Origin of the sequence: Butyricicoccus sp. Marseille-Q5471, assembly GCF_951230135.1 — a bacterium.
Taxonomy (GTDB): Bacteria; Bacillota; Clostridia; order Oscillospirales; family Butyricicoccaceae; genus Agathobaculum.
The window spans coordinates 354,330-377,699 of the sequence record NZ_CATNVC010000003.1 but is presented as its reverse complement, the minus strand read 5'-3'; the positions used below and the strand labels follow the sequence as shown (position 1 = coordinate 377,699).

Below are 23,370 nucleotides of genomic sequence, written 5' to 3'. Positions count from 1 at the left end.
TCTCACCTCTGTAATGAAAACAGCAGCCATTGATTTTGGGCATCGTACATGGTATCATGATCGACCAGCGTAAACGGAATCAACGCTTCGGGCGGTGTTTTTTCATCGAGCAGCGCACACGCGGTCTGCACTGCGAGGAAACCGAGCGAAAAATCATCCGCCACGCACAGCGCTTCGATTTTTTCACTGTCGAGCGCGGCGAGCACGGCGCTTGACGTATCAAAGCCGTAAACCGAAAAGGTGTCGCCCGTCTGTGCGCTGCACAGCAGCTCCAGTTCGGGCAGATCGAGCGCGATAACGCTGGTCGTCCCGCGCTGACGCAGGCGGTTGCGGAAGCCATAACCCGCCACGTCCTGATTGCTCGCGTCCACAACCTCATACTCCACATTGCAGGTCGTCAGCACCTCAATCAGGCCTGCGAGCCGCTCGTCCAGACCGGTTCGGCGCGCCGCGGAGCGCACAATCGTAGCCACAGCCTTCTGTCCGTCGCGTTTCATGACCTCAAAGGCGAGCTTTTTGCCCATTTCGGTCTGGTCGGCGGACAGATGCGCGTCCACCTCCTCATCGCAGCCCGAGGTGATGGTCAGCAGCGGCACATTCGCCTCGCGGCAGGCCGTTACTGCATCCCCCATGCCGGTACGGTCGGCAGCGGAGAGTACAATCGCCTGTGCGCCGCCCGCCGTCTCGCGCTCGGTCAGGCGGCATTGTTCGTCCGCCGCACCTGTTTCGGACAGTGTGATGACCGACAGGTCGACCTTGTATTCCTCTGCCGCACGCTGTGCGCCCGCTTGCAGCATGACATCGCCCGCCGTGGTTTTTTCGTGCAGAATGAGCGAAATCTCACGCACCGGCGTTGGCGGCTGACTGCGCAGCGAGAGCACAATGCCGATGACCAGCACAATCACGCTCAGCACAAAGGCCAGTCGGACGGAAAAGGTGCGCTTTTTCATGGCGTTTCACCTCCCTGCCCCGCGTCGAACGGCAGTGCGGGCAGCCGGATGCGCACAGTCGTACCGCAGTCCGGTTCGCTCAGGATGGTCAGCCCATAGGGGGCGCCGTAGGTCAGGCGAATGCGCTCGTGCACATTATATAGGCCGTAACCCTTGCGCGCGCGGCCGCCGGTCTTGCTGTTTTTCTCAAAATCGGGCGTGAGCAGCTGCTGCTGCAGCGCATAGGGGATGCCCGGCCCATTGTCCGACACCTCGATAATCAAATCTTCCTCCTCGCGCGCCGTGCGGATGGTCAGCTCGCCCTCGCCGTCCACCATGAACTCCAGACCGTGATAAATCGCGTTTTCGAGCAGCGGCTGCACAATCAGCTTGAGGCAGGCCAGCTCATTGAGCGCAGGGTCGGATTGATCGCGTACGATAAACTTATCCTTATACCGCATCTGCTGAATGGTCAGGTAGCTGCGGGCGTGATCAAGCTCCGAGCCGAGCGTGATGACGTTGCGCCCCTTGCTTAAGCTGATGCGGAACAGCCGCGCGAGCGAGGTGACCATGGAAATCGCATCGCTGTATTCCTGGTTTTCAATCATCCAGATAATCGAATCGAGGGTATTATAGAGGAAATGCGGATTAATCTGGCTTTGCAGCACTTCCAGCTCGTTGCGGCGCTTCTGCTCCTGCTCGCGCACAATGTCGTCCATCAGACGGCGCAGCTGCGCGGCCATCGAGCGGATTGCCCCGCCGAGTCGGCGCACCTCATACGAGCCGCCAATCGGAATGGGCGTGGTCAAATCGCCCTCCTCAATCACATTGACCGCGCTTTCGAGGTTCTTAATCGGCACCGCGATGCGGGAGGACAGGAAGGTATTTGCCGCACCCATCAGCAGGATAATCAGCAGGATAATCAGCACCGGGAACACCCAATTGGGTGCAAAAGCGGACTCGATATCGCTCATCGGCATGACGCCCACCAGCTTCCAGCCGGTATAGCCGATTGCCTTGACCGTGACCATGCGTTCCTCGCCGCCGAAGTCCTCCACACGGTTGCCTTCTTCATAGAACGCGGCCGCGAGGTTGTTTTCGGCGTACAGTCCGGCGTGAATCAGCTGCTGATTGGGATGATAGATGATGTCTCCCGTGTTGTCTACAATATAAAGGTAGCCGTTTTCGCCCAGTCCGCTCGAAGAGCAGATTTGCTCCAGACCGGAAAAATCCATGTCGACCAACAGCACGCCCTGCTCGGACTGTCCCGAGCGCGTCAGCTCGACCGCGCGGCTGAGCGACACGACCCAGTGGTGCGTCTCATCGGGCGATAGGAACAAATTCTGCACATGGGGCTGTGAAAAGTGGAAATTCTCAATGCGGCCGAGCGCATCGGTAAACCACCGCTGCTCCGCCGGGTCAAGGCCGGGTTTGACCGTTGACTGCGGCACGGCGGCCTGCAGTCTGCCCGCGCTGTCGAACACCGCAATTGAAATCAGCTGATCGTGGTTGGCCTCGTACAGCAGGTTCATTTCCTCAGTCAGGCTCGACTGGTCGAGATCGGTGTTTTTGATGACCGTGTAATACATCGTATCCGACACGCGCATCATCGAGCGCAGGTAGCTGTCGAACGAGTAGTTGACCTGCCCGACGATGCGGATGTTGTCCTCACCGATGCGGTCGCGCGTCAGGTCGGTGCTGCGCACGTGGTAGCTCAGGCCGAAGGCCAGCAGGGCAAGCGCCGTGATGCAGGTGAACGACACCGTCAGCATCACCTGCAGGCTCGACCGGCGAAAGCGCTTGGCCGCGCGTTCAAACAGCGCCTTCATGCGCCCACGCCGCCTTCGCGGTATTTGGAGGGCGAAACGCCAAAGTACTTTTTGAACACATAGCTGAAGTAATTGGGGTCGGAAAGGCCGATTTCGGACGCAATGGCATAGGTTTTCAGGTCGGTCGTGCGCAAAAGCTCGGCCGCGCGTTCCATGCGCACGCGTGACAGGTAGGACACGAAGGTCTCCCCCGTTTCGCGCTTAAACACAGTCGAAAAATAGGAGGCACTGACATGCAGCGTCTCGCTGACGCGCTCGGCTGACAGCTCCTGATCGCCGAAATGCGCCGAAACATAGCGCTGCGCGTCCACGGCAAGAGATTTGACCGAATTGGTGTGCTCCCGATGAATCGAGGAGCTGATGCCGGTGCAAAGCTCGGTCAGGCGGCGAATCAGCTCATCCGGCGAGGGGCTTTCGAGCAGCGCGTCGGTCCGCGCCTGCTCAAACCCAAGCTGATAGACCTGCATCAGCTTGACAAGCTCGGTGACCACGGCCATGACGTAGAATTTGTACAGACCGACCGGCACGCGGCTGTCGCTGAGCCGGCGAACCATCCGCGTGACGCTGGCGCCGATTTCGTCGCCCTTGCCAAGCTTGATGGCGGACAGCAGCGTTTGCAGCTCCTGCTCGTCAAAGGCAAAGCGCGCATCGGGATCAGGCTCAATGTCGCGGATGAAGATGGCGCGGCCGCCGCCGACCAGCACGCGGTAATCGAGCGCGTCGCGCACGCCCTGCGCCGAACGGTACAACTCGCGAATCGAACCCACCGGCAGGCCGACGCCCGCGGTGACGGTCAAGCCGAAGTAGTGCTTGCCCAAGCTGCACACGCTATCGAGCGTTTCGAGCAGCATGGGGACGCCCTCTTCCCCATCGAGCAGGGCAATCACGCCCACTGAGTCCCCGCGCATGACGCACTGGAACCGGATGCCCCGCGCGGCAAGCTGCGTTTCGGTCAGCTCGCGCAGCGAAACGGGAATCAGCTCCTCCGTTTCGCCAAGGCCGCTGCCCTGCCGCTCCGCCATGACATAGCTGACCACATAACAGCCGGCCTCCAGGTCAAGGCCGAGCCGGCGGCATTCGTCCTCAATCGGCTCGGACGCGGCGCGGCGTTTCTCGAGCAGGCGGCCGAGCTGCTGCTCCCGCAGCACGGGCAGGCTTCGGCGGTAATGCTCCCGAAGACGCTCGACCGAGCGTTTTTCCTGTAATTCATCGGTCAGCCGCACGCGCACCTTTTCCAGTGTGCGCACCAGTTCGTCCGCGCTGATGGGTTTTAATATGTACTCGACCGTACCGAGCGCAAGCGCCTCCTGCGCGTACTCAAAATCATCAAAGCCGGACAACACGATAATTTTAATACCCGGCTGCTTTTCCAGAATGCGGCGGCTCATCTCCAGTCCGTCCATAAAGGGCATTTTGATATCGGTGATGATGACATCGGGCGCAAGACGCTCGGAAAGCTCCAGTCCCGCCTGCCCGTTTTCCGCCTGCCCGACGACCGCAAAGCCGCTCGCCTCCCAGTCGATGCGCCGCACCAGTCCCTCGCGCAGACGATCCTCATCATCCACAATCATCAGCCGGAACAGACCCATACTTGCACCCTCCCTCGCCTCTTCGGTCGGTTTTCAGTGTTACCAGTATAACATATTTTTCCGGTCATGGGTAGCGTGTCCTACGGCGCGGCGGGATAAAAAAATAACCGCCCGGACTTGTACAGACCGTACAGACCGAGCGGTGTTGCGTTACAGCTTTTCAATCAGTTCCTTGAGCCATGCATCGTTCATGGCAGGGGTATCGCGCAGGGGAAATTCCAATCCGAGCCGGTCATATTTTTCGATGCACAGCTTGTGGAACGGCAGGAATTCCAGCTTTTCAAAATTGGGATAGCTTTGCGCTTTGTCACGCACGCGGCGCATGTGCTCGAGCGAGTCGGTCATGCCGGGCACGACCACATGACGCACCCAAAGCGGAATTTGCTTCATCGCGGTCAGTTGCAAAAAGTGCTCCACCTGTGCAAAATCCGCGCCGCAGTAGCGTTTATAGTCGACCTTGGTGAGGAATTTGAGGTCGCACAGCACGAGATCGGTGTGGCGGAGCACCCGCTCGGCCTCAGACAGATTGCCCACGCCCGAGGTGTCGAGCGCGGTATGAACGCCCTGCTCGTGCAGCTTTTCAAAGAACTCCGCAACGAACGGCGCCTGCAGCAGCGGCTCGCCGCCCGATACGGTCACGCCGCCGCCGTTTTTCCAATAAGGACGGTACCGCAGCGCCCGCCGGACCAGCTCGTCCGCGGTCAGGAGTTCACCGCCCTCGGACAGCCAGGTGTCCGGATTATGGCAGTAAACGCAGCGCAGCGGACAGCCTTGCAGAAAGACAACATAGCGCAGTCCCGGTCCGTCGACCGCGCCGAGCGACTGGATGGAATTGATTCGGCCTTGCATGGACTTCACAACCTTTCCTGATATCGGGGACGAAGTGGTGCCGCACCCGCGGCGGGGGCAAAAAGGGAGGACAACCTGCGGTTTTCCTCCCCTTTTGAATCCTCTGCTTTCCGCAGCGTAATACCTGTTTTCTCTGCGTGCCGCCGTTTTCGGTCGAGAGGCAAGCACCCTTTTCGCATTTCGGTGGTGCAGGACGAACGGCTTTTCGCAGCTGAGCGGCGCGACGCGCCTGCATGTGCTCAGGGTGCACATCCCATTTCCGCGGCGTTGCCGCGGGTCAAATTGATGTTTCCGGTCACTTGTGATCGGAAACATACCACTGCCCGCACCGCGGCGGCGCGGCCGCCTTTTCGGTGAAAAGGCGAGTGGGTTATCGAAAAAAGTTTCATCGGAACTTTTTTCGTATCTAAGGGGGACAGCGTCCCCCTTGGAGCTTATATCGCCTCGTGGAAGGTGCGCGAAATAACCTCGCGCTGCTGCTCGCGGCTGAGCTTGTAGAAGTTGACCGCGTAGCCCGACACACGGATGGTCAGGTTGGGGTACTGCTCCGGATGCTCATAGGCCGCCATCAGCGTTTCACGGTTGAGGACGTTGACATTCAGATGGTGCGCGTTCTGGCCGAAATAACCGCCCAGAATGTTCACCAGATTGGTCACGCGCTCCTCCTCCGACTTGCCGAGTGCGCCCGGCGTGATCGAGAAGGTGTTGGAAATGCCGTCGCGGCAGTAGTCATAGCTGAGCTTGGCAACCGAGTTGAGAGACGCCAGCGCACCCGAGGTATCGCGGCCCGACATCGGATTTGCGCCGGGAGCAAGCGGCTCGCCGCGGCGGCGGCCGTCGGGGGTGTTGCCGGTCTTTTTACCGTACATGACGTTCGAGGTGATCGTCAGGATGGACAGCGTGTGAATCGCGCCGCGGTACAGCGGGAACTGCGTCAGCGCCTGATAGAATGCTTGAACCTGCTCGCAGGCAATAGAATCAACGCGGTCATCGTCGTTGCCGAACTTCGGGAACTCTCCCTCGGTCTCAAAATCGACGATGATGCCGGTCTCCGCGTCACGGATGCACTTGACCTTGGCATACTTAATCGCGGAGAGCGAATCGGCCATGCAGCTCATGCCCGCAATGCCGAACGCCATCAGGCGGCGGACGTCGGTGTCGTGCAGCGCCATCTGGCTCTTTTCGTAGGCGTACTTGTCGTGCATATAGTGGATGGTGTTCATCGCGGAAACGTAGGTCTTGGCCAGCCACGGACGGTAGAAGTCAATGCGGCGGCAGACCTCGTCATAATCGAGGTATTCGCCCTCGTATACGGGCATTTCAGGGCCGACCTGCTCGAGCTTGATGCCGTCGCGGCCGCCGTTAATTGCCATCATGACGAGCTTTGCAATGTTGGCGCGCGCACCGAAGAACTGCATGTCCTTGCCCACGCGCATCGCGGAGACGCAGCAGGCGATGGCGTAATCGTCGCCGTAGTACGGGCGCATCACGTCGTCGTTTTCGTACTGAAGCGCATCGGTGTCAATCGAAACCTTAGCGATGAAGCGCTTCCAGTTTTCGGGCAGCTGCTCGCTCCACAATACGGTCAGATTGGGCTCGGCCGAGGGATTGAGGTTGTACAGCGTGTGCAGCATACGGAAGCAGTTCTTGGTGACCATGTGACGGCCGTCCTCGCCGATGCCGCCGATGGCCTCGGTGATCCACATCGGGTCGCCGCCGAACAGCTCGTTGTACTCCGGCGTGCGCAGGTGACGCGCCATACGCAGATGCAGCACGAAATCGTCCATGATTTCCTGGGCTTCGGTCTCGGTCAGCACGCCGGCAGCCAAATCGCGCTCAAAATAGATATCGAGGAAGGTGGACACACGGCCAAGGCTCATCGCCGCGCCGTTCTGCTCCTTAATGCCCGCAAGGTAGGCGAAATACACCCATTGCACGGCTTCCTTCGCGGTTTCGGCGGGACGGGAAATATCAAAGCCGTAGGAAGCGGCCATTTTCACCATGTCCTTCAGTGCCTTGATCTGATCGGTCAGCTCCTCGGCACAGCGGATTTCGGTTTCGGTGGTCGGCACATCGCCCAGCGCGTCCTTGTCGTGCTGCTTCAGGGCAATCAGACGGTCAACGCCGTAGAGGGCGACGCGGCGGTAGTCGCCGATGATGCGGCCGCGGCCGTACGCGTCGGGCAGGCCGGTCAGCAGGCCGACGTGACGCGCCTCGCGCACGTCCTTGGTGTAGCCCGCGAACACGCCGTCGTTATGCGTCTTGTGGTAGGTGAAATTCTTTTCAATCTCGGGCGAGACCTCGTAGCCATACGCTTTGCACGCGTCGCGCACCATGCGCATGCCGCCGAAGGGATTGCAGGCACGCTTGAGCGGCTCGTCCGTCTGCAAACCGACGATGACCTCATTTTCCTGATCGAGATAGCCGGGGCCGAAGGCGGTGATGGTAATGACGGTGTCGGTGTCGATCTTACGCACGCCGTCCTTTTCGCGCTCCTCGGCGAGCAGACCCTCGAATTTATCACGCATGCTTTCGGTGCGCGCGGTCGGCTTCGCGAGAAAATCCGCGTCGCCGTCATAGGGGGTGTAGTTCTTCTGAATAAAATCGCGGACGTCCACTTCATCCTGCCAAGAGCCGGGTACAAAGGTGTTCCAAGCGTTCATAGTATACTCCTCTTTCTCTGTATGCCCGCCCTTTTTCGCTTTATCAGGGTAACAAAAAAGGGCGGCATCGCTTTTCTTGCGACACTGCCCAGACGGTCGGCTATTACGGAACCCCTGCTCCCCGATGGTTGCCCATCTTGTCCGTCAGTTGCAGGGAATTTGTCTATCCATAGAATAACACAGTGCATGTCCCTGCGCAATTGCTTTTCCGCACAAAAAAATACCGATGAAATGCACGTTTTTCCCGTCAGAAGACATAATCGGTGCATTTCAGGAGAAAACTGGATTTTACGGCGATTTGACTTTCCAATCCGGTCAAAGAAGCGTAAAATAAGGATACTAACTTTATAGAAGGAGGCTGAGCCGAATGAAAATCGGTATGCTGACAAGCGGCGGCGACTGCCAGGGACTTAATTCCGCCCTGCGCGGCGTGGCGAAAACGCTGTATCACGAGCTGGGGGACAAGGCCACCCTGTACGGCATCCGGGACGGCTACCGCGGCCTGATTGAGGGCGATTACCACGAAATGCAGCCGGATGATTTTTCCGATATTCTCACCGTCGGCGGCACCATTCTGGGCACCTCACGCCAGCCGTTTAAGGAAATGCAAAAGGCCGCGGAGGACAGCGAGGAGACCAAGCTCGACAAGATGCTTGAAACCTGCAAAAAGGCCGAATTCGACGTGCTGGTCATTCTGGGCGGCAACGGCACGCACAAGACGGCAAACCTGCTCAGCGAGCACGGCGTGAACGTCGTCACCCTGCCCAAGACGATTGACAACGACCTCTGGGGCACGGATTTGACCTTCGGCTTCCAGTCGGCGGTCGATATCGCCACGACCGTCATCGACTCCATTCACTCGACCGCGTTTTCCCACTCGCGCGTGTTCATCGTTGAGGTAATGGGGCACAAAGCAGGCTGGCTGACGCTGTATGCGGGCATTTCGTCGGGCGCGGACGTGATTGTCATACCGGAAATCCCCTATTCGGCCGAAAAAATCGCCGAGGCCATTGAATCCCGCGCGGAGCACGGCAAGCGGTTTTCCATCATCGCGGTGGCCGAGGGCGCAATCAGCCGCGAGGAAGCCGAAATGAGCAAAAAGGAGTTCAAGGCGCAGCGTGCGGCGATGAGCTATCCCTCGGTCTCCTACCGTCTGGCGGCCGAGCTGCAGGCCATCACCGGGCAGGAGATCCGCGTGACCATTCCGGGGCATTATCAGCGCGGCGGCGCGCCCTGCCCTGCCGACCGTCTGCTGACCACCCGGTTCGGCGTGGCCGCGGCCGAGCTCGTCCGCAAAAAGAAGTTCGGCTACATGGTCGGCCTGCAAAACGGCGGCATTGTGCCGGTCAAGCTCGCTGATGTTGCGGGCAAACTGAAAACCGTGCCGCCTGACGGCGAGATTGTCCGCACCGCGCGGGCGCTCGGCCTGTCAATGGGCGACTGACTGCGGAAAAGAGCCGCCGGACAAGCAGTTCGGCGGCTCTTTTTTTCGGTTATCGGACGGCCAGATAGTAATACGTACGCTCGCTGTCATTGAGTCTTGCATAGTACGAGCCGGAAGACGCGCTGCGGATGGTGAACCCGGTCTGCGTCAGCTCCAGAAAATTGACACTGTTCAGGGTCGCCGGCTTGTCTTCAAGCACAAATGCACCGTATGTGTAGTAGTTCGAAGCCACCTGTCCGCTCGCGGGCCAGACGAGCAGCGCCTTGGCTGCAAAGCCAAGCTCAATGGTGCGCGGGAGCGTTCCGTCGCCCGCATAGAAGCCAAGCGTCACGCTGCATTTGTCCGCCACCACTTGGGCAAGGGCCTCGCGCGCGGCGGATTCGGCGGCAAGTGCGGTCTTCTCGGCCTTGGCATCCAGTTCGGCCTGCAGCTCGGTGCGGAGCATGGATTTCGGAATGGTATCGCCAAAGGTCTCCGTGATGATGCCGCCGACGCGCTCGTCCAGCCGCGCCGCATCGTCGCACACGGCGTTGAGCGACTGGCGCAGCTGCTCGGGACAGGCGTCAAACCGTGCCTTGAGCGCCTCGGGCGACAGATTCGGCTGATCGGGCAAGGCCGCGACCGGCTGGCTGAACGCTGTGATTTTATAATCGGTAAAGGGCATGCAGATTCCTCCTTTCGGTTGTGCTGCGGGATTTGGATAAGCAATGCCATAGAATAAGCGGTTTTCGTAATTTGTCAAGTGCATTTTTTTGCAGGGGCGCGGCAGGTCGTAGAAAAAACTGCACAAAGTTTATGCAAGATGTCAGTTTCGCACCTCATCGACGTGCGGCATGCTTGTATTCCCATCCAAAATGCGGTATACTCTACCCATGTCTGATTACCGAAAACAGGGGTATGCTACATGAAATTTAAAACCAAATTGGCGCTCGCGGTCTGCAAAGCCGCCGGCGCAGTGCTGCGCAGGCTCGGACGCGGGGGCACCAATCTGCCCGGCAAGCTGGCGCTCAAAATCGACCGTGACATCCTCGGCGCACTGTCCGAGGGCGTGCGCGTCACCGTCGTGACCGGCACCAACGGCAAGACCACGACCTCCCGCATGATTGAACAGGCGTTCTCAGACGCGGGTTTTGCGTATTTTTCCAACAAATCGGGCGCAAATCTGCTGACCGGCATCATCGCGGTGTTTGCGCAGCACGTTTCGCTCTCGGGCAGGTGCGCCTATACGCACGCGCTGATTGAGTGTGATGAGGCCGCTTTCCGCACGGCAAGCAAGTATCTGCCCGTCGAATGTCTGGTGGTCAACAACATTTTCCGCGACCAGCTTGACCGCTTCGGCGAAATCACGCACACCTTAAACAGCATCCGCACCGGCATCGCGAACGTGCCCGGCGCGACGCTCTGCCTGAACGCCGACTGCTCGCTGACCGCGTCGCTCGCGGAGGACGTGCCCAATCCCATCGTCTGGTTCGGCGTGGATGTGCCGATCTACGAGACCACCGCGCACGAGCTGTCCGACGCGCCCTACTGCATCCACTGCAAGACCGAATACGAGTACGATTATGTCACCTACGGCCATCTGGGCGGCTTCCGCTGCCCCAAATGCGGCTATCACCGCATGAAACCCGAGGTTGCGGTCACCCGCGTGCTCAAAACCGGCGCGGATGCGTCCGATATTGAGCTGACCGTGTTCGGCCATGTGCACGAGGTGCACGTCAACCTGCCGGGCGGCTACAACATTTATAACGCCGCCGCTGCCGCCGCCGTCGCGCACGTGGTCGGCATTGACGAGGATACCGCTGTGGCGGCGCTCGCACAGTTTGAGTGCGGTTTCGGCCGCGCCGAGCGCTTTATGATCGGCAATTCGCCCTCGCGCATGATGCTCGTCAAGAATCCGGCGGGCTTTAATCAGGTCATCAACCTCATCGCGCATGATGAGGCAGCCTGTCAGCTTGCCTTTCTGCTCAACGATCGCTTTGCGGACGGCACCGACATCTCGTGGATTTGGGATGTGGATTTTGAAGCGCTTGCCGCACAGCAGGCACGGTTTACGCGCGTGCTCGTTTCGGGCGTGCGGCGGGACGATATGGCGCTGCGCCTGAAATACGCGGGCTTTGATGCGGCGCAAATCGAGGTCGTTGCGGAATACGGCGAGCTGCTCGACGAGGTCGGCAAGAGCGACGCGCCGACCTTCCTGATGCCGACCTACACCGCGATGTTCGATCTGCGCGGCGAAATCGGCAAACGCACGAGCGTGCACGCCTTTTATGAATGAGGAGGGATAACATGGAACTGAAAATCTGCCACCTGTATCCCGACATTTTGAACCTGTACGGCGACCGCGGCAATATCATCACGATGCGCCGCCGTCTGGCCGACCGCGGCATCGCGGCGACGGTGGACGAATGCTCGATTGGCGAGGCGCTTGACGCGTCGCAGTACGATATTTTCTTCATCGGCGGCGGACAGGATTTCGAGCAGGAGATTCTGCTGCGCGACCTTGCTGCGGGCAAGGCGAAGGAGATTATCGCGGCGGTTGAGGAGGAAAAAACCTTTCTGGCCATCTGCGGCGGATACCAGATGCTTGGGCAGTATTACAAGACGTGGGACGGCCACCAGCTGGACTTCATCGGTGCGCTCGACCTGCACACGGTGGGCGCGAAGGAGCGCATGATCGGCAACTATATGTTCCGCACGACCGATGAAAGCGGCGGAACGATGGTCGTCGGCTTTGAGAACCACTCGGGCAAAACCTATCTGGGCGACGGGGTCGCGCCGCTCGGCCAGATGATAGAAGGCTATGGCAACAACGGCGAGGATCAGACCGAGGGCGCGCGGTACAAGAACGTGTTTGCGACCTATTCGCACGGCTCGCTGCTGCCCAAAAACCCCGTTTTGTGTGATTTTATTCTGCGCACGGCGCTTGAGCGCAAATATGGTGCGCCGATTGCGCTTGCCCCGCTTGACGACACGCTTGAACAGAACGCCCACCGCTATATGGAAAACCGTCTTTCCAAAAAGTAAAGCACGACAGCACCGACGCAGTCCGCGCGGTGCTGTCGTTTTTATATGCATTTGTGAATATCCTACATATTTTCCATTTCACCAAACCGCCACAAAACCTACAAGGATTTCTCACAGCGCACGCCTAGAATACAGGCTAAGAGAAGTTCACAACGGTATTTGACGGACGAAACGGGGAATGGTTCATGAAAAAAAATACGATAAAAATCATTTTGGATGTGTTGCTGCTGCTTGCTGTCGGCTTATTTTACAGCAAAAACACCATCAGCATGAAGTTCCATGAGGTCGGCGGTCTGGTGCTTTGCGGCGTGTTTCTCATCCACATTTCACTCAATATCCCGTGGCTGAAGGCCGTGCCCAGGCGGCTGCTCGATAAAAATCTGCCTGCCAAGACCAAAATCGGCTTTGCGATCAATCTGCTGCTCTTGATTTGCTTTGCCGTCATTGCCTTGAGCGGCGTGATGATTTCCAAGACCATTTTGACCGGCATTTCGGGGCAAAGCCCCTATTGGAAGGTCGCGCACTACTTCTGCGCCGCGCTGACCGTCTTTCTGCTCGGCATCCACATCGGCCTGCACGTGCCCTTCCTCAAGGGCATGGCGCAAAAATTTGTCCGTTTGCCGCAGCGCGTCGGCGCAGGGCTGCTCGCCGTATTTCTGCTCGCCGCCGTTGTGTTCGGCAGCTACAACCTCGCCACGACCGGTGTTTCCCGTTGGCTTTCAATGCCGTTCCAGACGTCGTCCATGCCGTCCGGCGGTCAGCACGAGGGCGGCGGTATGCCCGAAAACGCAGACGGCACGCGTCCCTCGTCCACGGACGGCGGCTCCCACGGAGCCGGCAAGGGCAACGGCGGCCCGTCCGAGGGCGGCAAGGGCATGCAGTCCCCGAGTGTCAGCCGGGCGGTGCAGCAGAGCGCGACCTTCGGCTCGATGATTTTGACCTTCTCGGTGCTGACAGGTGCAATTTGCTGGCTGATTCAGAAAAAACGCTCCTCCCGGCAGCTGTAATCGCAAAGAAACGCAAAACCCGCCCTCCTGTACTCAAGGAGGGCGGGTTTTTGGCACGGCAAGCACACGGAGGACGCGAATTGCTTTCCATCGGTGCACAAATCAATGAATAAAAACAAAAAACCAGTCCGAAGACTGGTTTTTTCTGCGGAAACGCCTTGCGTTCCCATGTGGAGCTGTTGATCAGGATTGAACTGACGACCTCATCCTTACCAAGGATGTACTCTACCGACTGAGCTACAACAGCATGTGGCAGGGGCAGAAGGGATCGAACCCTCGGCACGCGGTTTTGGAGACCGCTGCTCTACCAGCTGAGCTATACCCCTGAATAAAAGTGTGTCCCGCCGCCGGGGCGACGACGGGACACGATTTGGCTCCTCAAGTTGGACTCGAACCAACGACCCTGCGGTTAACAGCCGCATGCTCTACCAACTGAGCTATTGAGGAATATGCTTGCGCGACCACTTGATTTACTCGTGATAGCCTAAACATTATAACGCTGTATCCATGCGTTTGTCAATAGGTGCTCGGCGATTTTTTTGAAAAAGGAAGGACGGCAAATGCGCCGTCCTTCGCTTCCCTTTTTTACTCTGCGAGACGGAAAATTTCCAGAATCGCGGCCTTGTCCAACGGTACATAGCTCTTGACCGGACCGCCGACTGTTTTCATCGCGTTTTGAGCAAGCTTTTCATACTCTTCGGGGCAAATTCCAAGCTCGGCCATGTGTACCGGCATGCCGATTTCTTCGAAAAACCGCTTCATCGTGTCGATACCCGCGCGCGCGGTGCGCTCAGGATGCTGAAAGTCCATTTCCACGCCGAATACGCGGTTTGCAAGCTGCGCAAAGCGCGGCACATCGTGCTCGAGCACAAAGTACGCCCACGCCGGAAACAGCACCGACAGACCCGCGCCGTGCGACACCTCGTCATGCAGGGCGGAAAGCTCGTGCTCGAGCTTGTGCACAGGGAACTGACGGCCGCGCCCGCAGCCGGTAATGTCGTTGTGCGACACGCTGCCCGCCCACATCAGCGAAGCGCGCGCCTCGTAATCGCACGGGTCGGCAATTGCGCGGCGGCCTGCGTCCCGCGTGGCAATGAGTACGCCCTCGGCAATGCGGTCGGTCACGTCGCTCTCGCCGCCCTCGGGTGTGAGATAACGCTCAAGCGTGTGCATCATGATGTCCACAATGCCACAGCCGGTCTGGAATTTGGAAACGGTGAACGTGTTTTCGGGATTCATAAAGCTGATGCGCGGGCGATTGGTCTGGCTCGTAATGCCGCGCTTTTCCATCGTCTCCTCGTTGGTGAGCACGCAGGAATTGCTCGTCTCGCTGCCCGCCGCCGACAGGGTGAGCACCGTGCCGACCGGCAGCGTGCAGGCAGGCGCCGTGCCGGTGGCCGCAAATTCCCACGGGTCTGTGCCGGTGGCCGCGCCCATGCCGATGCCCTTGGCCGAGTCGATGACCGAGCCGCCGCCGACCGCGAGAATGAAATCCACGCCCTCGCGTTTGGCAAGCGCGATGCCCTCGCGCACAAGCGACAGCTTGGGATTGGGTGACACGCCGCCGAGCTCGATAAAGCTGAGTCCCGCGTCCGTCAAGCTGCGCTCGACACGATCAAGCAGGCCGCTTTTACGTGCGCTTGCGCCGCCGAAATGGACGAGCACGCGCGTTGCGCCAAGTGCGTGCAGCTTTTTTCCGATTTGCTCCTCTATGCCGCGGCCAAACACGACCTCGGTCGATGTACAGATGCTAAAATTCTGCATGGGAATTCTCCTTCCGCCGATTTCCGTTATTGTTACTCCTATTATAACGCCCTCCCTTGCCAAAAGTCAAAAAATCATATAAAATATACCATGTATCTTTTCAAACAGCGGCAAAGAAGGAGGCTCACCGCGTTGTACGATTATTCCTTTCTGCAATGGATGCTCATTTTTTACATATACTGCTTTCTGGGCTGGTGCTTTGAATCGACTGTCGTGTCGGTGCAGCAGCGCCGTTTTGTCAACCGCGGCTTTCTGCGCGGGCCGATGCTGCCCATTTACGGCTTCGGCGCGACCATGCTGCTGCACATCGCCCTACCGCTTGCCGGCTATCCCGTGTGGATGTTCCTTGCGAGCATGCTCAGCGCGACCGCGTTTGAATATGTGGTCGGCGTGGTGATGGAAAAACTCTTTAAGGTGAAATACTGGGATTATTCCACCCACCGTTTTCAGTTCCAGGGGCGTATCTGCCTGCAAAGCTCTGTCTGCTGGGGCGCAATGGGACTGTTCTTGTCGAATTTCATCCATCCGCCGATTGAAAAGCTGATTATTGCAATGCCGTTCTGGCTGCTGCTGACGCTTGTCATCCTGCTGTCCGGCTCGTTTGCGTCCGACGTGGGCGTGTCCGTGCGCACGGCGCTCGATCTGGCGCGTGTGCTCGAGGAGATGGACAAACTGCGCGAGCAGGCCGACGAGGTACGCCGCGAGCTGAGCCGCACCGCGTTTGTCAAGCTGACCAACCTGTCCTATCGGGTGGACGAAGCGCGCGGCGAGTGGAGCGAGCGCGTCGGCGATGCAAAGGAACAGCTTTCTGACGTGAAGGATCAGCTTTACGACAAGGTGGACGACGCGAAAGAACAGCTGTCGGACGCCAAGGAGCAGCTGCTTGACCGTCTCGACGATCTGCAAAGCCGCTTCGAGCAGGCCGCCGGTGCACTCAAGAATACCCGCAAAAGCCTGCTGCGCGGCAACCCCTCAGCGCGGTCGGAGAAGTACGATGCGGTACTGCAAAAGCTAAAACGGCATGTAGATCCTCGTAAACGCGGTTAAAATAACGCAAAATGCACAAAATAATGAAAAGCGGGGGTATTGCCCCTTGTCCCTTTGTCACTTTTTTCGCTTGCTAAAATACGCGTTCTGGGTGTATATTTAGTACAGAGAAAAATTCTAATCCTCTTACTAGGGAAAGGCTGATTATAGATGAAAAAATTCGTTTACGCGGACAACGCGGCGACCACGCCGCTGTCGGATACCGCATTTGAGGCGATGAAGCCGTGGCTGACCGAGTTTTACGGCAATCCGTCCTCCCTTTATCGCATGGGCCGCGCTGCCAAGGAAGCGCTCAACGACGCGCGTACCGCAGTCGGAAAGGCGCTCGGCGCTGCCGAGCCGGTCAATGAGAGAAACGACTTTGCCCCGGGCGAAATCATCTTCACCGGCGGCGGCTCGCAGGCGGACAACCTCGCCATTCGTGGCTTTGTCCACGGCCCGACCGCCAAGGGCAGACGGCACATCATCACCTCTAAGATTGAGCACCACGCTGTGCTCTACACCTGCGAGGCGCTTGAAAAAGAAGGCTTTACCGTCACTTATCTCGACGTGGACTCCTATGGCCGCGTTGATTTGGAGCAGCTGAAAAACGCGCTCTCCGAGGATACCGCGCTCGTCTCCATCATGGCGGCGAACAACGAAATCGGCACGATTCAGCCGATTGCGGAGATTGCCGCGCTTGCTCACGCGGTCGGCGCGAAGTTTCATACCGACGCAGTGCAGGCGGTCGGCCACATGCCAATCAACGTGCAGGAAATGGGCATCGACATGCTCAGCCTGTCGGCACATAAGTTCCGCGGCCCGCGCGGCGTTGGCGTGCTGTATGTCAAGAAGGGCATCGCGCTCGAGCCGCTGGTGTACGGCGGCGGACAGGAAAAGGGACTGGTTTCCGGCACCGAGAACACCGCAGGCTGCATCGGCCTTGCCGCGGCGATTACCGACGCGGTCGAGGGCATGGATGAAAAGATGCGCTACGTGCGCGGCCTGACCGACCGTCTGGTCGAAGGCGTGATGAAGATTCCCTACACGCATTACACCGGTGATCCGGTCAACCGCCTGCCCGGCACGGCGTCGTTCGTGTTTGAGGCAGTCGAGGGCGAAGGCCTGATCCTGATGCTCGATAATCTGGGCGTCTGCGGCTCGACCGGCTCGGCCTGCTCGACCGGCTCGCTCGACCCCAGCCACGTGCTGATGGCCATCGGCCTGCCGCACGAAATTGCGCACGGCTCGCTGCGCCTGACCCTCGGTGAGCAGAATACCGAGGAGGATGTGGATTACGTCATCGAAGCGGTCACCAAGGTGATTGCAACGCTGCGCTCGATGTCCCCCGTGTGGGAAAACGGCAAGCCCAACCTGACCGCGGCTTCCGAGCTGCACAGCCACTAAATAACACTGTCTTTTCCCGGCAAAGCCGCGAAAAGACTGATGAAAACATTGGATAACGAAAGGAACTGTTCCATATGCAATACAGCGACAAGGTACTCGACCACTTCACCAACCCGCGCAACGTCGGCGAAATTGCGGACGCAAACGGCGTCGGTGAGGTCGGCAACGCCAAGTGCGGCGACATCATGAAGATCTACCTCCAGATTTCCGACGACGGCATCATCGAGGACGTAAAGTTCAAGACCTTCGGCTGCGGCGCAGCAATCGCGACCTCGTCGATGGCGACCGAGATGGTCAAGGGCAAGACGATTGAAGAAGCGCTTAAGCTGACCAACAAGGCAGTTGCCGAGGCGCTCGACGGTCTGCCCCCGGTCAAGATGCACTGCTCGGTGCTGGCCGAAGAGGCGCTCCGCAGCGCGATTGCGGACTACTACAAGCGCATGGGCAAGGACCCCACCGACATCCTCGGCTGCGACATGGACTGCGCGTCCTGCCATGCACACGACCATCACGAGCATTAATCACCGAATTTCCGCATAAACTAGGGCAGATTGAAAAATCTGCCCTTTTGGCGTGTTTGCAAGGGATGAATTATGATTGAACTGTTAAAAAGCATCGGCGGACTGGACGAGTATCAAAAGCTCCGGCAGGCTCTGCTGGACGGCAAAACCCCGCTTCTGGCGGTCGGTCTGTCGGCGATACACAAGGCGCACTTCGCGGCGGCTTTGCAGGCTGACCTCAAGCGCCCTGTATGCGTGCTGACTGACGACGAAGCCGCCGCCGCGCGGCTCTCAGCCGACATTGCGGGCTTTTCCGAAAAAACCGTCGCACAGATTCCGAGCCGTGACCTTGTGATGGTCAACGTCGCGGGTGTGTCGCGCGGGTACGAGCAAAAGCGCATCGCCGCCCTGTTTGGGGCATCCGATGCGCCCTTTGTCGTGCTCTCCGCGCCCGCCGCACTGCAGCGCACGCTGCCCCCTGCCCTGCTGCGGGACGCCGCTGTCACCTTGTCGGTCGGCGCGACCGCGCCCATCGAGCCTCTGGTGCAGCAATTTGTGCGCGCGGGCTACGAGCGCGCCATTCAGGTCGAGGGCACGGGACAATTCTCCCTGCGCGGCGGCATTCTGGACGTGTTTCCGCCCGCGGCCGAGCACCCGTACCGCGTCGAATTCTGGGATGACGAAATCGACTCCATCTCCACCTTTGACGTGGGCAGCCAGCGCCGTCTGGAAACCTGCGACACCCTGCTCTGCCTGCCCTGCATGGAAGCGCTGCCCCACCTCGCGCCGGATGGCGTGGACGGCCTGTGCCGCGCGGTGGACGCTCTGCGCAAAACTCGCCGCAAAAAGCATCCCGAGCTTGAACAAAACCTCGACCGCGACGTGGAGCGCCTGCATGAAACCGGTGCACTGCCCGGCGCGGACAAATATCTGCCGCTCATTTATCCCGATTTTACCTGCGCGCTCGATTATCTGCCTGAAAACGCCGTGCTGCTGATTGAGGACACGCCCCGTCTGCGCGATGCGTGCCGCGATTTTGCAAACCGCATCGGCGAGGACGTGACCGCCCTGCTCGAGCGCGGCGAGCTTGCGCCCGATTTGAATGACTACGCGCTGGATTTCGCGGGTCTGTGCGGCATTTCGCGCCCTGTAGTGCGGCTTGACACCTTTTTGGGCAATATTCCCGAGCTGCCGCCCAAACAGATTGAAAACTTCACCGCCAACCAGATGAACGCCTACGGCGGCAATCTGGACATGGCCGCGTCCGATATCTCCGCCTTCCAGCGTGAAAATCGCGCGGTCGTCGTCGTGTGCGGCAGCGAGCTGCGGTGTAACAATATGCTTGAAGCGCTTGCCGGCGCGGGCATCAAGGCCAAGGCAGGGCACAATCTGCCGAAGCCCGGACAGGTCGTCGTGACCGAGGGCGTGCTGTCGGCTGGCTTTGAATACCCCGACCTCGGCCTGGTCGTGATGACCGAGGGACAGGTGCTCGCCCGCCGCAAAAAGACGCTGCCCAAGAAATCCAACCGCGACCGCGTGAAAAGCTACACCGACCTCACGCCCGGCGACCTCGTTGTGCACGAGCACCACGGCATCGGCCGCTTCATCGGCATGGAGCGCATGAAGGTGGACGGTGCGGAGCGCGATTTTATCAAAATTGCCTTCGCGGGCACGGATTTTCTCTATGTACCCGCGACCAGCCTTGACCTCATTTCCAAATACATCGGCGGGGGCGACAGCGAAAAGACCCGTCTGAACAAGCTCGGCGGCGCGGACTGGTCGCGCTCCCGTGCGCGCGCCAAGGCGGCAGCCAAAGAGCTGGCAGAGGGACTGATGCAGCTCTACGCCGAACGTGCCCGCCTGAAGGGCTTTTCCTTTCAGCCGGACGACGAATGGCAGCGCGAGTTTGAGGACGCCTTCCCCTATGAGGAAACCGAGGATCAGCTGCGCTGCATCGAGGAAATCAAGGCCGACATGCAGTCCGACCGCCCGATGGATCGCCTGCTGTGCGGTGACGTAGGCTTCGGCAAGACCGAGGTCGCGCTCCGCGCCGTGATGAAGTGCATCCTCGCGGGCAAGCAAGCCGCGATCCTCGTGCCGACCACCGTGCTCGCGCGGCAGCATTATCTGACCGCAATGCGCCGCTTTTCCGGCCATCCGATTACCATTGAGCTGCTGACGCGCTACAAAACCGGCTCCGAGCAGAAAAAAATCCTGCAAAAGCTGGCCGCGGGGTCGATTGACCTGGTCATCGGCACGCACAAGCTGTTCCGCAAGGATTTGAAATTTGGCAACCTCGGTCTGCTTGTCATTGACGAGGAACAGCGTTTCGGCGTGTCCCACAAGGAAACGCTCAAGGAGATGAGCAAGCAGGTGGACGTGCTGACCCTGTCGGCAACGCCCATCCCCCGCACGCTCAATATGGCGCTGTCCGGCATTCGGGACATGTCCTCCATCGAAGAGCCGCCGCAGAACCGCCATCCGGTGCAGACCTACGTGCTCGAGCACAGTGACGGCGTGCTGCTTGACGCGATGCGCCGCGAGCTGGCGCGCGGCGGACAGGTTTATTACCTGCACAACCGCGTGGAATCCATTGCGCGGTGCGCGTCCATGCTGCAGCAGAGCCTGCCCGACGCGACAATCGGTGTTGTCCACGGCAAGATGACCCAGAAGGAAATCGCCGCCGCCATGAACGCGATGGCCGAAGGCGAAACCGATATTCTGGTCTGTACGACCATCATCGAGACCGGCATCGACATCGCAAACGCCAACACCCTCATCATCGAAAACGCTGACAACATGGGGCTTGCCCAGCTGCACCAGATCCGCGGACGCGTCGGCCGTTCGAGCCGCCACGCCTACGCCTATCTGACCTACCGACGCGGCAAGGCGCTCTCCGAAATCGCGCAGAAGCGCCTGTCCGCCATCCGCGAGTACGCCGCCTTCGGCTCGGGCTTCAAAATCGCCATGCGCGACCTTGAAATCCGCGGCGCGGGCAATGTGCTCGGCCCCGAGCAGTCGGGTCACATGATGAGCGTCGGCTACGACCTGTATTTGAAGCTGCTCGAAGAGGCCGTTTTGGAGGAAAAGGGCGAAACGCCAAAGCCGCGCGTCGACTGCGCCGCCGAGCTGCTGCTGTCAGCCAGCCTGTCCGACCACTATGTGCCCGACGCGGGACAGCGCGTCGACCTCTACCGCCGCATCGCGCTCATCCGCTCGGAGGAGCAGCGCAGCGACATGCTCGACGAGCTGATCGACCGCTTTGGCGAGCCGCCCGCCGAGGCCGTCGCCCTGCTGGACATCGCGCTGCTGCGCGCGAAAGCCTCCGATCAGGGCATTTCCGAAATCAAGCAGGCGGACGGCCGTCTGCTCGTCACCTTTGCGGAGACCGATTTTGCCCGCCTGTCCGTGCTGTGCGGCGACCCGGCGTACAAGGGTCGGCTGTTGCTCAACGCAGGGTCTACGCCCTATGTCTCGCTGCGCCTGAACAAGGACGAAGCGCCCATGGACATGGCGCGCCGCCTGGTCGACGGCTATGCCGCAACGGCGCAGGGCACGGCTGCCGCGCACGCTTGACTTTGCCGCCGGATGCTGATATACTGACAGCATAATGTGAGAAAATATGCGAGGAACGGGAAGAGTACCCATCCAAACCGCTTCAGAGAGGGGCCGTATGCTGCAAGGCCCTGCGGCAGAGGACGGCGAAGTGCGCCCGGGAGCATCGGGGGCAACGCCCCGCGGAAATCCGCCCGATACAGCGGAGCATGAGCGAGAAAACAAGAGTGGAACCGCGGAAAACGGAATGTTCGCCGCCTCTTGAGGGAAACCTTGAGAGGCGGCGTGTTTATTTCCGCATCCAAATAAGAACAAACCGAATTCGGTCAAACGATAAAAGGAGATTTTTTATGAAATTATTCAACACCCTGACCCGTCAAAAGGAGGAATTCGTCCCGATTACCCCGGGCGAAATCAAAATGTACTCCTGCGGCCCGACCGTGTACAACTTTTTCCACGTCGGCAACGCCCGCCCCTTCATCGTCTTTGATGTGCTGCGCCGCTACTTCGAGTACCGCGGCTACAAGGTGAACTTCGTGCAGAACTTCACCGACATTGATGATAAGGTCATCAATAAGGCGAACGACGAGGGCGTGGACTTCAACGTCATCGCCGACCGCTATATCAAGGAATATTACACGGATGCAGCTGGTCTTGGCGTAAACAAAGCGACCTGCCATCCCCGTGCGACCGAAACGATGGACGCGATCATCGGCATTGTCGAAACGCTGCTCGAAAACGGCCACGCCTACCTCGCCGAGAACGGCGACGTGTACTTCCGCACCAAGTCCTTCCCCGAATACGGCAAGCTGAGCCACCAGCCGCTTGAGGATTTGCAGGCGGGCGCGCGCATCGGCGTGGGCGAACTCAAGGAAGACCCGATGGACTTCGCCGTCTGGAAGGCTGCAAAGCCGGGCGAGCCTGCGTGGGACACGCCGTGGGGCTCGAAGGGTCGTCCCGGCTGGCACATTGAGTGCTCCGCAATGGTCAACAAGTACCTCGGCAAGACGATCGACATTCACTCCGGCGGCCTTGACCTGACCTTCCCCCACCACGAGAACGAAATCGCCCAGTCCGAGTGCGCCAACGGCTGCACCTTTGCAAACTACTGGCTGCACAACGGCTTTTTGACCATCGATAACGAGAAAATGTCCAAATCCAAGGGCAATTTCTTTATGGTGCGCGATGCGGCGAAGATGTTCGGCTATGAGACCATCCGTATGTTTATGCTGTCGGCGCACTACCGCACGCCGCTGAACTACTCGGAGGACAGCCTGAACATGAACAAGGTGTCCCTCGCCCGCCTGTATGAGGCACGCAACAACCTCGAATTCCGCATTGAGAAGGCCGCGGGCGACGCGATGACCGCCGAAGAGACGGCAAAGCTCACCGAGCTTTCGGCCTACAAGCAGAAGTTCATCGACGCGATGGACGACGATCTGAACACCGCTGACGCAATGAGCGCCATTTTCGAGCTGACGCGCGAGATCAACGCCTATTCGGGCGCACATCAAGACGCGACAAAGGCGTTCCTGCAGGCAGCGCACGCGCTCTTCATGGAGCTGACGGGCGTGCTGAACATCGTGCAGCAGCGCGAAGACGCCGCCGCCGATCCGGACGCCGAGAAGATTGAAGGTCTGATTGCCGACCGCGCCGCCGCCAAGAAGAACAAGGACTTTGCCGCCGCCGACCGCATCCGCGATGAGCTGCTCGCCATGGGCGTGACCATCAAGGACACGCGCCAAGGCACGCAGTGGACGAGAGGATAAGACCTTAATAGGCAA

General features: G+C 59.4%; 17 protein-coding genes, 3 tRNA genes and 1 riboswitch. Of the genes, 10 read left to right on the top strand and 10 right to left on the bottom strand.

What is annotated here, in order from left to right:
• Nucleotides 1-2 precede the first annotated feature (2 nt).
• From QOX26_RS06320 to pflB, 5 genes are all read right to left on the bottom strand, one after another.
• Nucleotides 3-950 (bottom strand): substrate-binding domain-containing protein, encoded by a 948-nt coding sequence (locus QOX26_RS06320; protein ID WP_283674114.1) that lies wholly within the window; start codon nt 948-950, stop codon nt 3-5.
• A complete protein-coding gene (locus QOX26_RS06315) occupies nt 947-2,758 on the bottom strand; it encodes a cache domain-containing sensor histidine kinase (protein WP_283674113.1) in 1,812 nt (603 codons plus the stop codon). Before QOX26_RS06315 ends, QOX26_RS06320 begins: the two co-directional genes overlap by 4 nt.
• Complete coding sequence (locus QOX26_RS06310) at nt 2,755-4,347, bottom strand: response regulator (protein WP_283674112.1); 1,593 nt, start codon at nt 4,345-4,347, stop codon at nt 2,755-2,757. The genes QOX26_RS06315 and QOX26_RS06310 overlap by 4 nt, the downstream gene beginning before the upstream one ends.
• A gap of 150 nt (nt 4,348-4,497) precedes the next feature.
• Nucleotides 4,498-5,196, bottom strand: coding sequence for a pyruvate formate-lyase-activating protein (pflA, locus tag QOX26_RS06305; RefSeq protein ID WP_283674131.1), 699 nt, complete (start codon nt 5,194-5,196; stop codon nt 4,498-4,500).
• 434 nt (nt 5,197-5,630) lie between these two features.
• On the bottom strand, nt 5,631-7,859 hold the full coding sequence (pflB, locus tag QOX26_RS06300; RefSeq protein WP_283674111.1) for a formate C-acetyltransferase: 2,229 nt from the start codon (nt 7,857-7,859) through the stop codon (nt 5,631-5,633).
• Nucleotides 7,860-7,938: 79 nt separating this feature from the next.
• A riboswitch (ZMP/ZTP riboswitch) is annotated at nt 7,939-8,021 on the bottom strand.
• Between the two features lie 205 nt (nt 8,022-8,226).
• On the opposite strand from pflB, the gene QOX26_RS06295 reads away from it, so the two are divergent.
• Complete coding sequence (locus QOX26_RS06295; protein ID WP_283674110.1) at nt 8,227-9,303, top strand: 6-phosphofructokinase; 1,077 nt, start codon at nt 8,227-8,229, stop codon at nt 9,301-9,303.
• Between the two features lie 49 nt (nt 9,304-9,352).
• Here the strand turns inward: QOX26_RS06295 and QOX26_RS06290 are convergent, their stop codons facing one another.
• Nucleotides 9,353-9,967 carry a hypothetical protein gene (locus QOX26_RS06290; RefSeq protein WP_283674109.1) on the bottom strand — a complete coding sequence of 205 codons (615 nt, stop codon included), beginning with the start codon at nt 9,965-9,967 and terminating at the stop codon, nt 9,353-9,355.
• Between the two features lie 240 nt (nt 9,968-10,207).
• On the opposite strand from QOX26_RS06290, the gene QOX26_RS06285 reads away from it, so the two are divergent.
• From QOX26_RS06285 to QOX26_RS06275, 3 genes are all read left to right on the top strand, one after another.
• Nucleotides 10,208-11,578 carry a Mur ligase family protein gene (locus QOX26_RS06285; protein WP_283674108.1) on the top strand — a complete coding sequence of 457 codons (1,371 nt, stop codon included), beginning with the start codon at nt 10,208-10,210 and terminating at the stop codon, nt 11,576-11,578.
• An 11-nt stretch (nt 11,579-11,589) separates the two neighbouring features.
• Nucleotides 11,590-12,327 carry a type 1 glutamine amidotransferase gene (locus QOX26_RS06280; protein WP_283674107.1) on the top strand — a complete coding sequence of 246 codons (738 nt, stop codon included), beginning with the start codon at nt 11,590-11,592 and terminating at the stop codon, nt 12,325-12,327.
• 185 nt (nt 12,328-12,512) lie between these two features.
• Complete coding sequence (locus QOX26_RS06275) at nt 12,513-13,334, top strand: DUF4405 domain-containing protein (protein WP_283674106.1); 822 nt, start codon at nt 12,513-12,515, stop codon at nt 13,332-13,334.
• Nucleotides 13,335-13,505: 171 nt separating this feature from the next.
• Here the strand turns inward: QOX26_RS06275 and QOX26_RS06270 are convergent.
• The 4 genes from QOX26_RS06270 to QOX26_RS06255 form a co-directional block, all read right to left on the bottom strand.
• Nucleotides 13,506-13,581: transfer RNA gene (locus QOX26_RS06270), tRNA-Thr, on the bottom strand.
• A 3-nt stretch (nt 13,582-13,584) separates the two neighbouring features.
• A tRNA-Trp gene (locus QOX26_RS06265) sits at nt 13,585-13,660 on the bottom strand.
• A 45-nt stretch (nt 13,661-13,705) separates the two neighbouring features.
• Nucleotides 13,706-13,781 (bottom strand) — tRNA-Asn (locus tag QOX26_RS06260).
• A gap of 138 nt (nt 13,782-13,919) precedes the next feature.
• Nucleotides 13,920-15,098: an iron-containing alcohol dehydrogenase gene (locus QOX26_RS06255; protein WP_283674105.1), complete on the bottom strand. Its 1,179-nt coding sequence runs from the start codon at nt 15,096-15,098 to the stop codon at nt 13,920-13,922.
• 132 nt (nt 15,099-15,230) lie between these two features.
• On the opposite strand from QOX26_RS06255, the gene QOX26_RS06250 reads away from it, so the two are divergent.
• The 6 genes from QOX26_RS06250 (at nt 15,231) to cysS (ending at nt 23,355) form a co-directional block, all read left to right on the top strand.
• On the top strand, nt 15,231-16,145 hold the full coding sequence (locus QOX26_RS06250) for a putative ABC transporter permease (RefSeq protein ID WP_283674104.1): 915 nt from the start codon (nt 15,231-15,233) through the stop codon (nt 16,143-16,145).
• Between the two features lie 150 nt (nt 16,146-16,295).
• Complete coding sequence (locus tag QOX26_RS06245; protein WP_283674103.1) at nt 16,296-17,531, top strand: cysteine desulfurase family protein; 1,236 nt, start codon at nt 16,296-16,298, stop codon at nt 17,529-17,531.
• A gap of 74 nt (nt 17,532-17,605) precedes the next feature.
• Nucleotides 17,606-18,052 carry a Fe-S cluster assembly scaffold protein NifU gene (gene nifU, locus QOX26_RS06240; protein ID WP_283674102.1) on the top strand — a complete coding sequence of 149 codons (447 nt, stop codon included), beginning with the start codon at nt 17,606-17,608 and terminating at the stop codon, nt 18,050-18,052.
• Between the two features lie 72 nt (nt 18,053-18,124).
• A complete protein-coding gene (gene mfd / locus QOX26_RS06235) occupies nt 18,125-21,607 on the top strand; it encodes a transcription-repair coupling factor (RefSeq protein WP_283674101.1) in 3,483 nt (1,160 codons plus the stop codon).
• A 97-nt stretch (nt 21,608-21,704) separates the two neighbouring features.
• A complete protein-coding gene (locus QOX26_RS06230; protein ID WP_283674100.1) occupies nt 21,705-21,851 on the top strand; it encodes a hypothetical protein in 147 nt (48 codons plus the stop codon).
• Nucleotides 21,852-21,936: 85 nt separating this feature from the next.
• Entirely contained in the window at nt 21,937-23,355 is a 1,419-nt protein-coding gene (cysS, locus tag QOX26_RS06225) for a cysteine--tRNA ligase (RefSeq protein ID WP_283674099.1), read from the top strand.
• Nucleotides 23,356-23,370 lie beyond the last annotated feature (15 nt).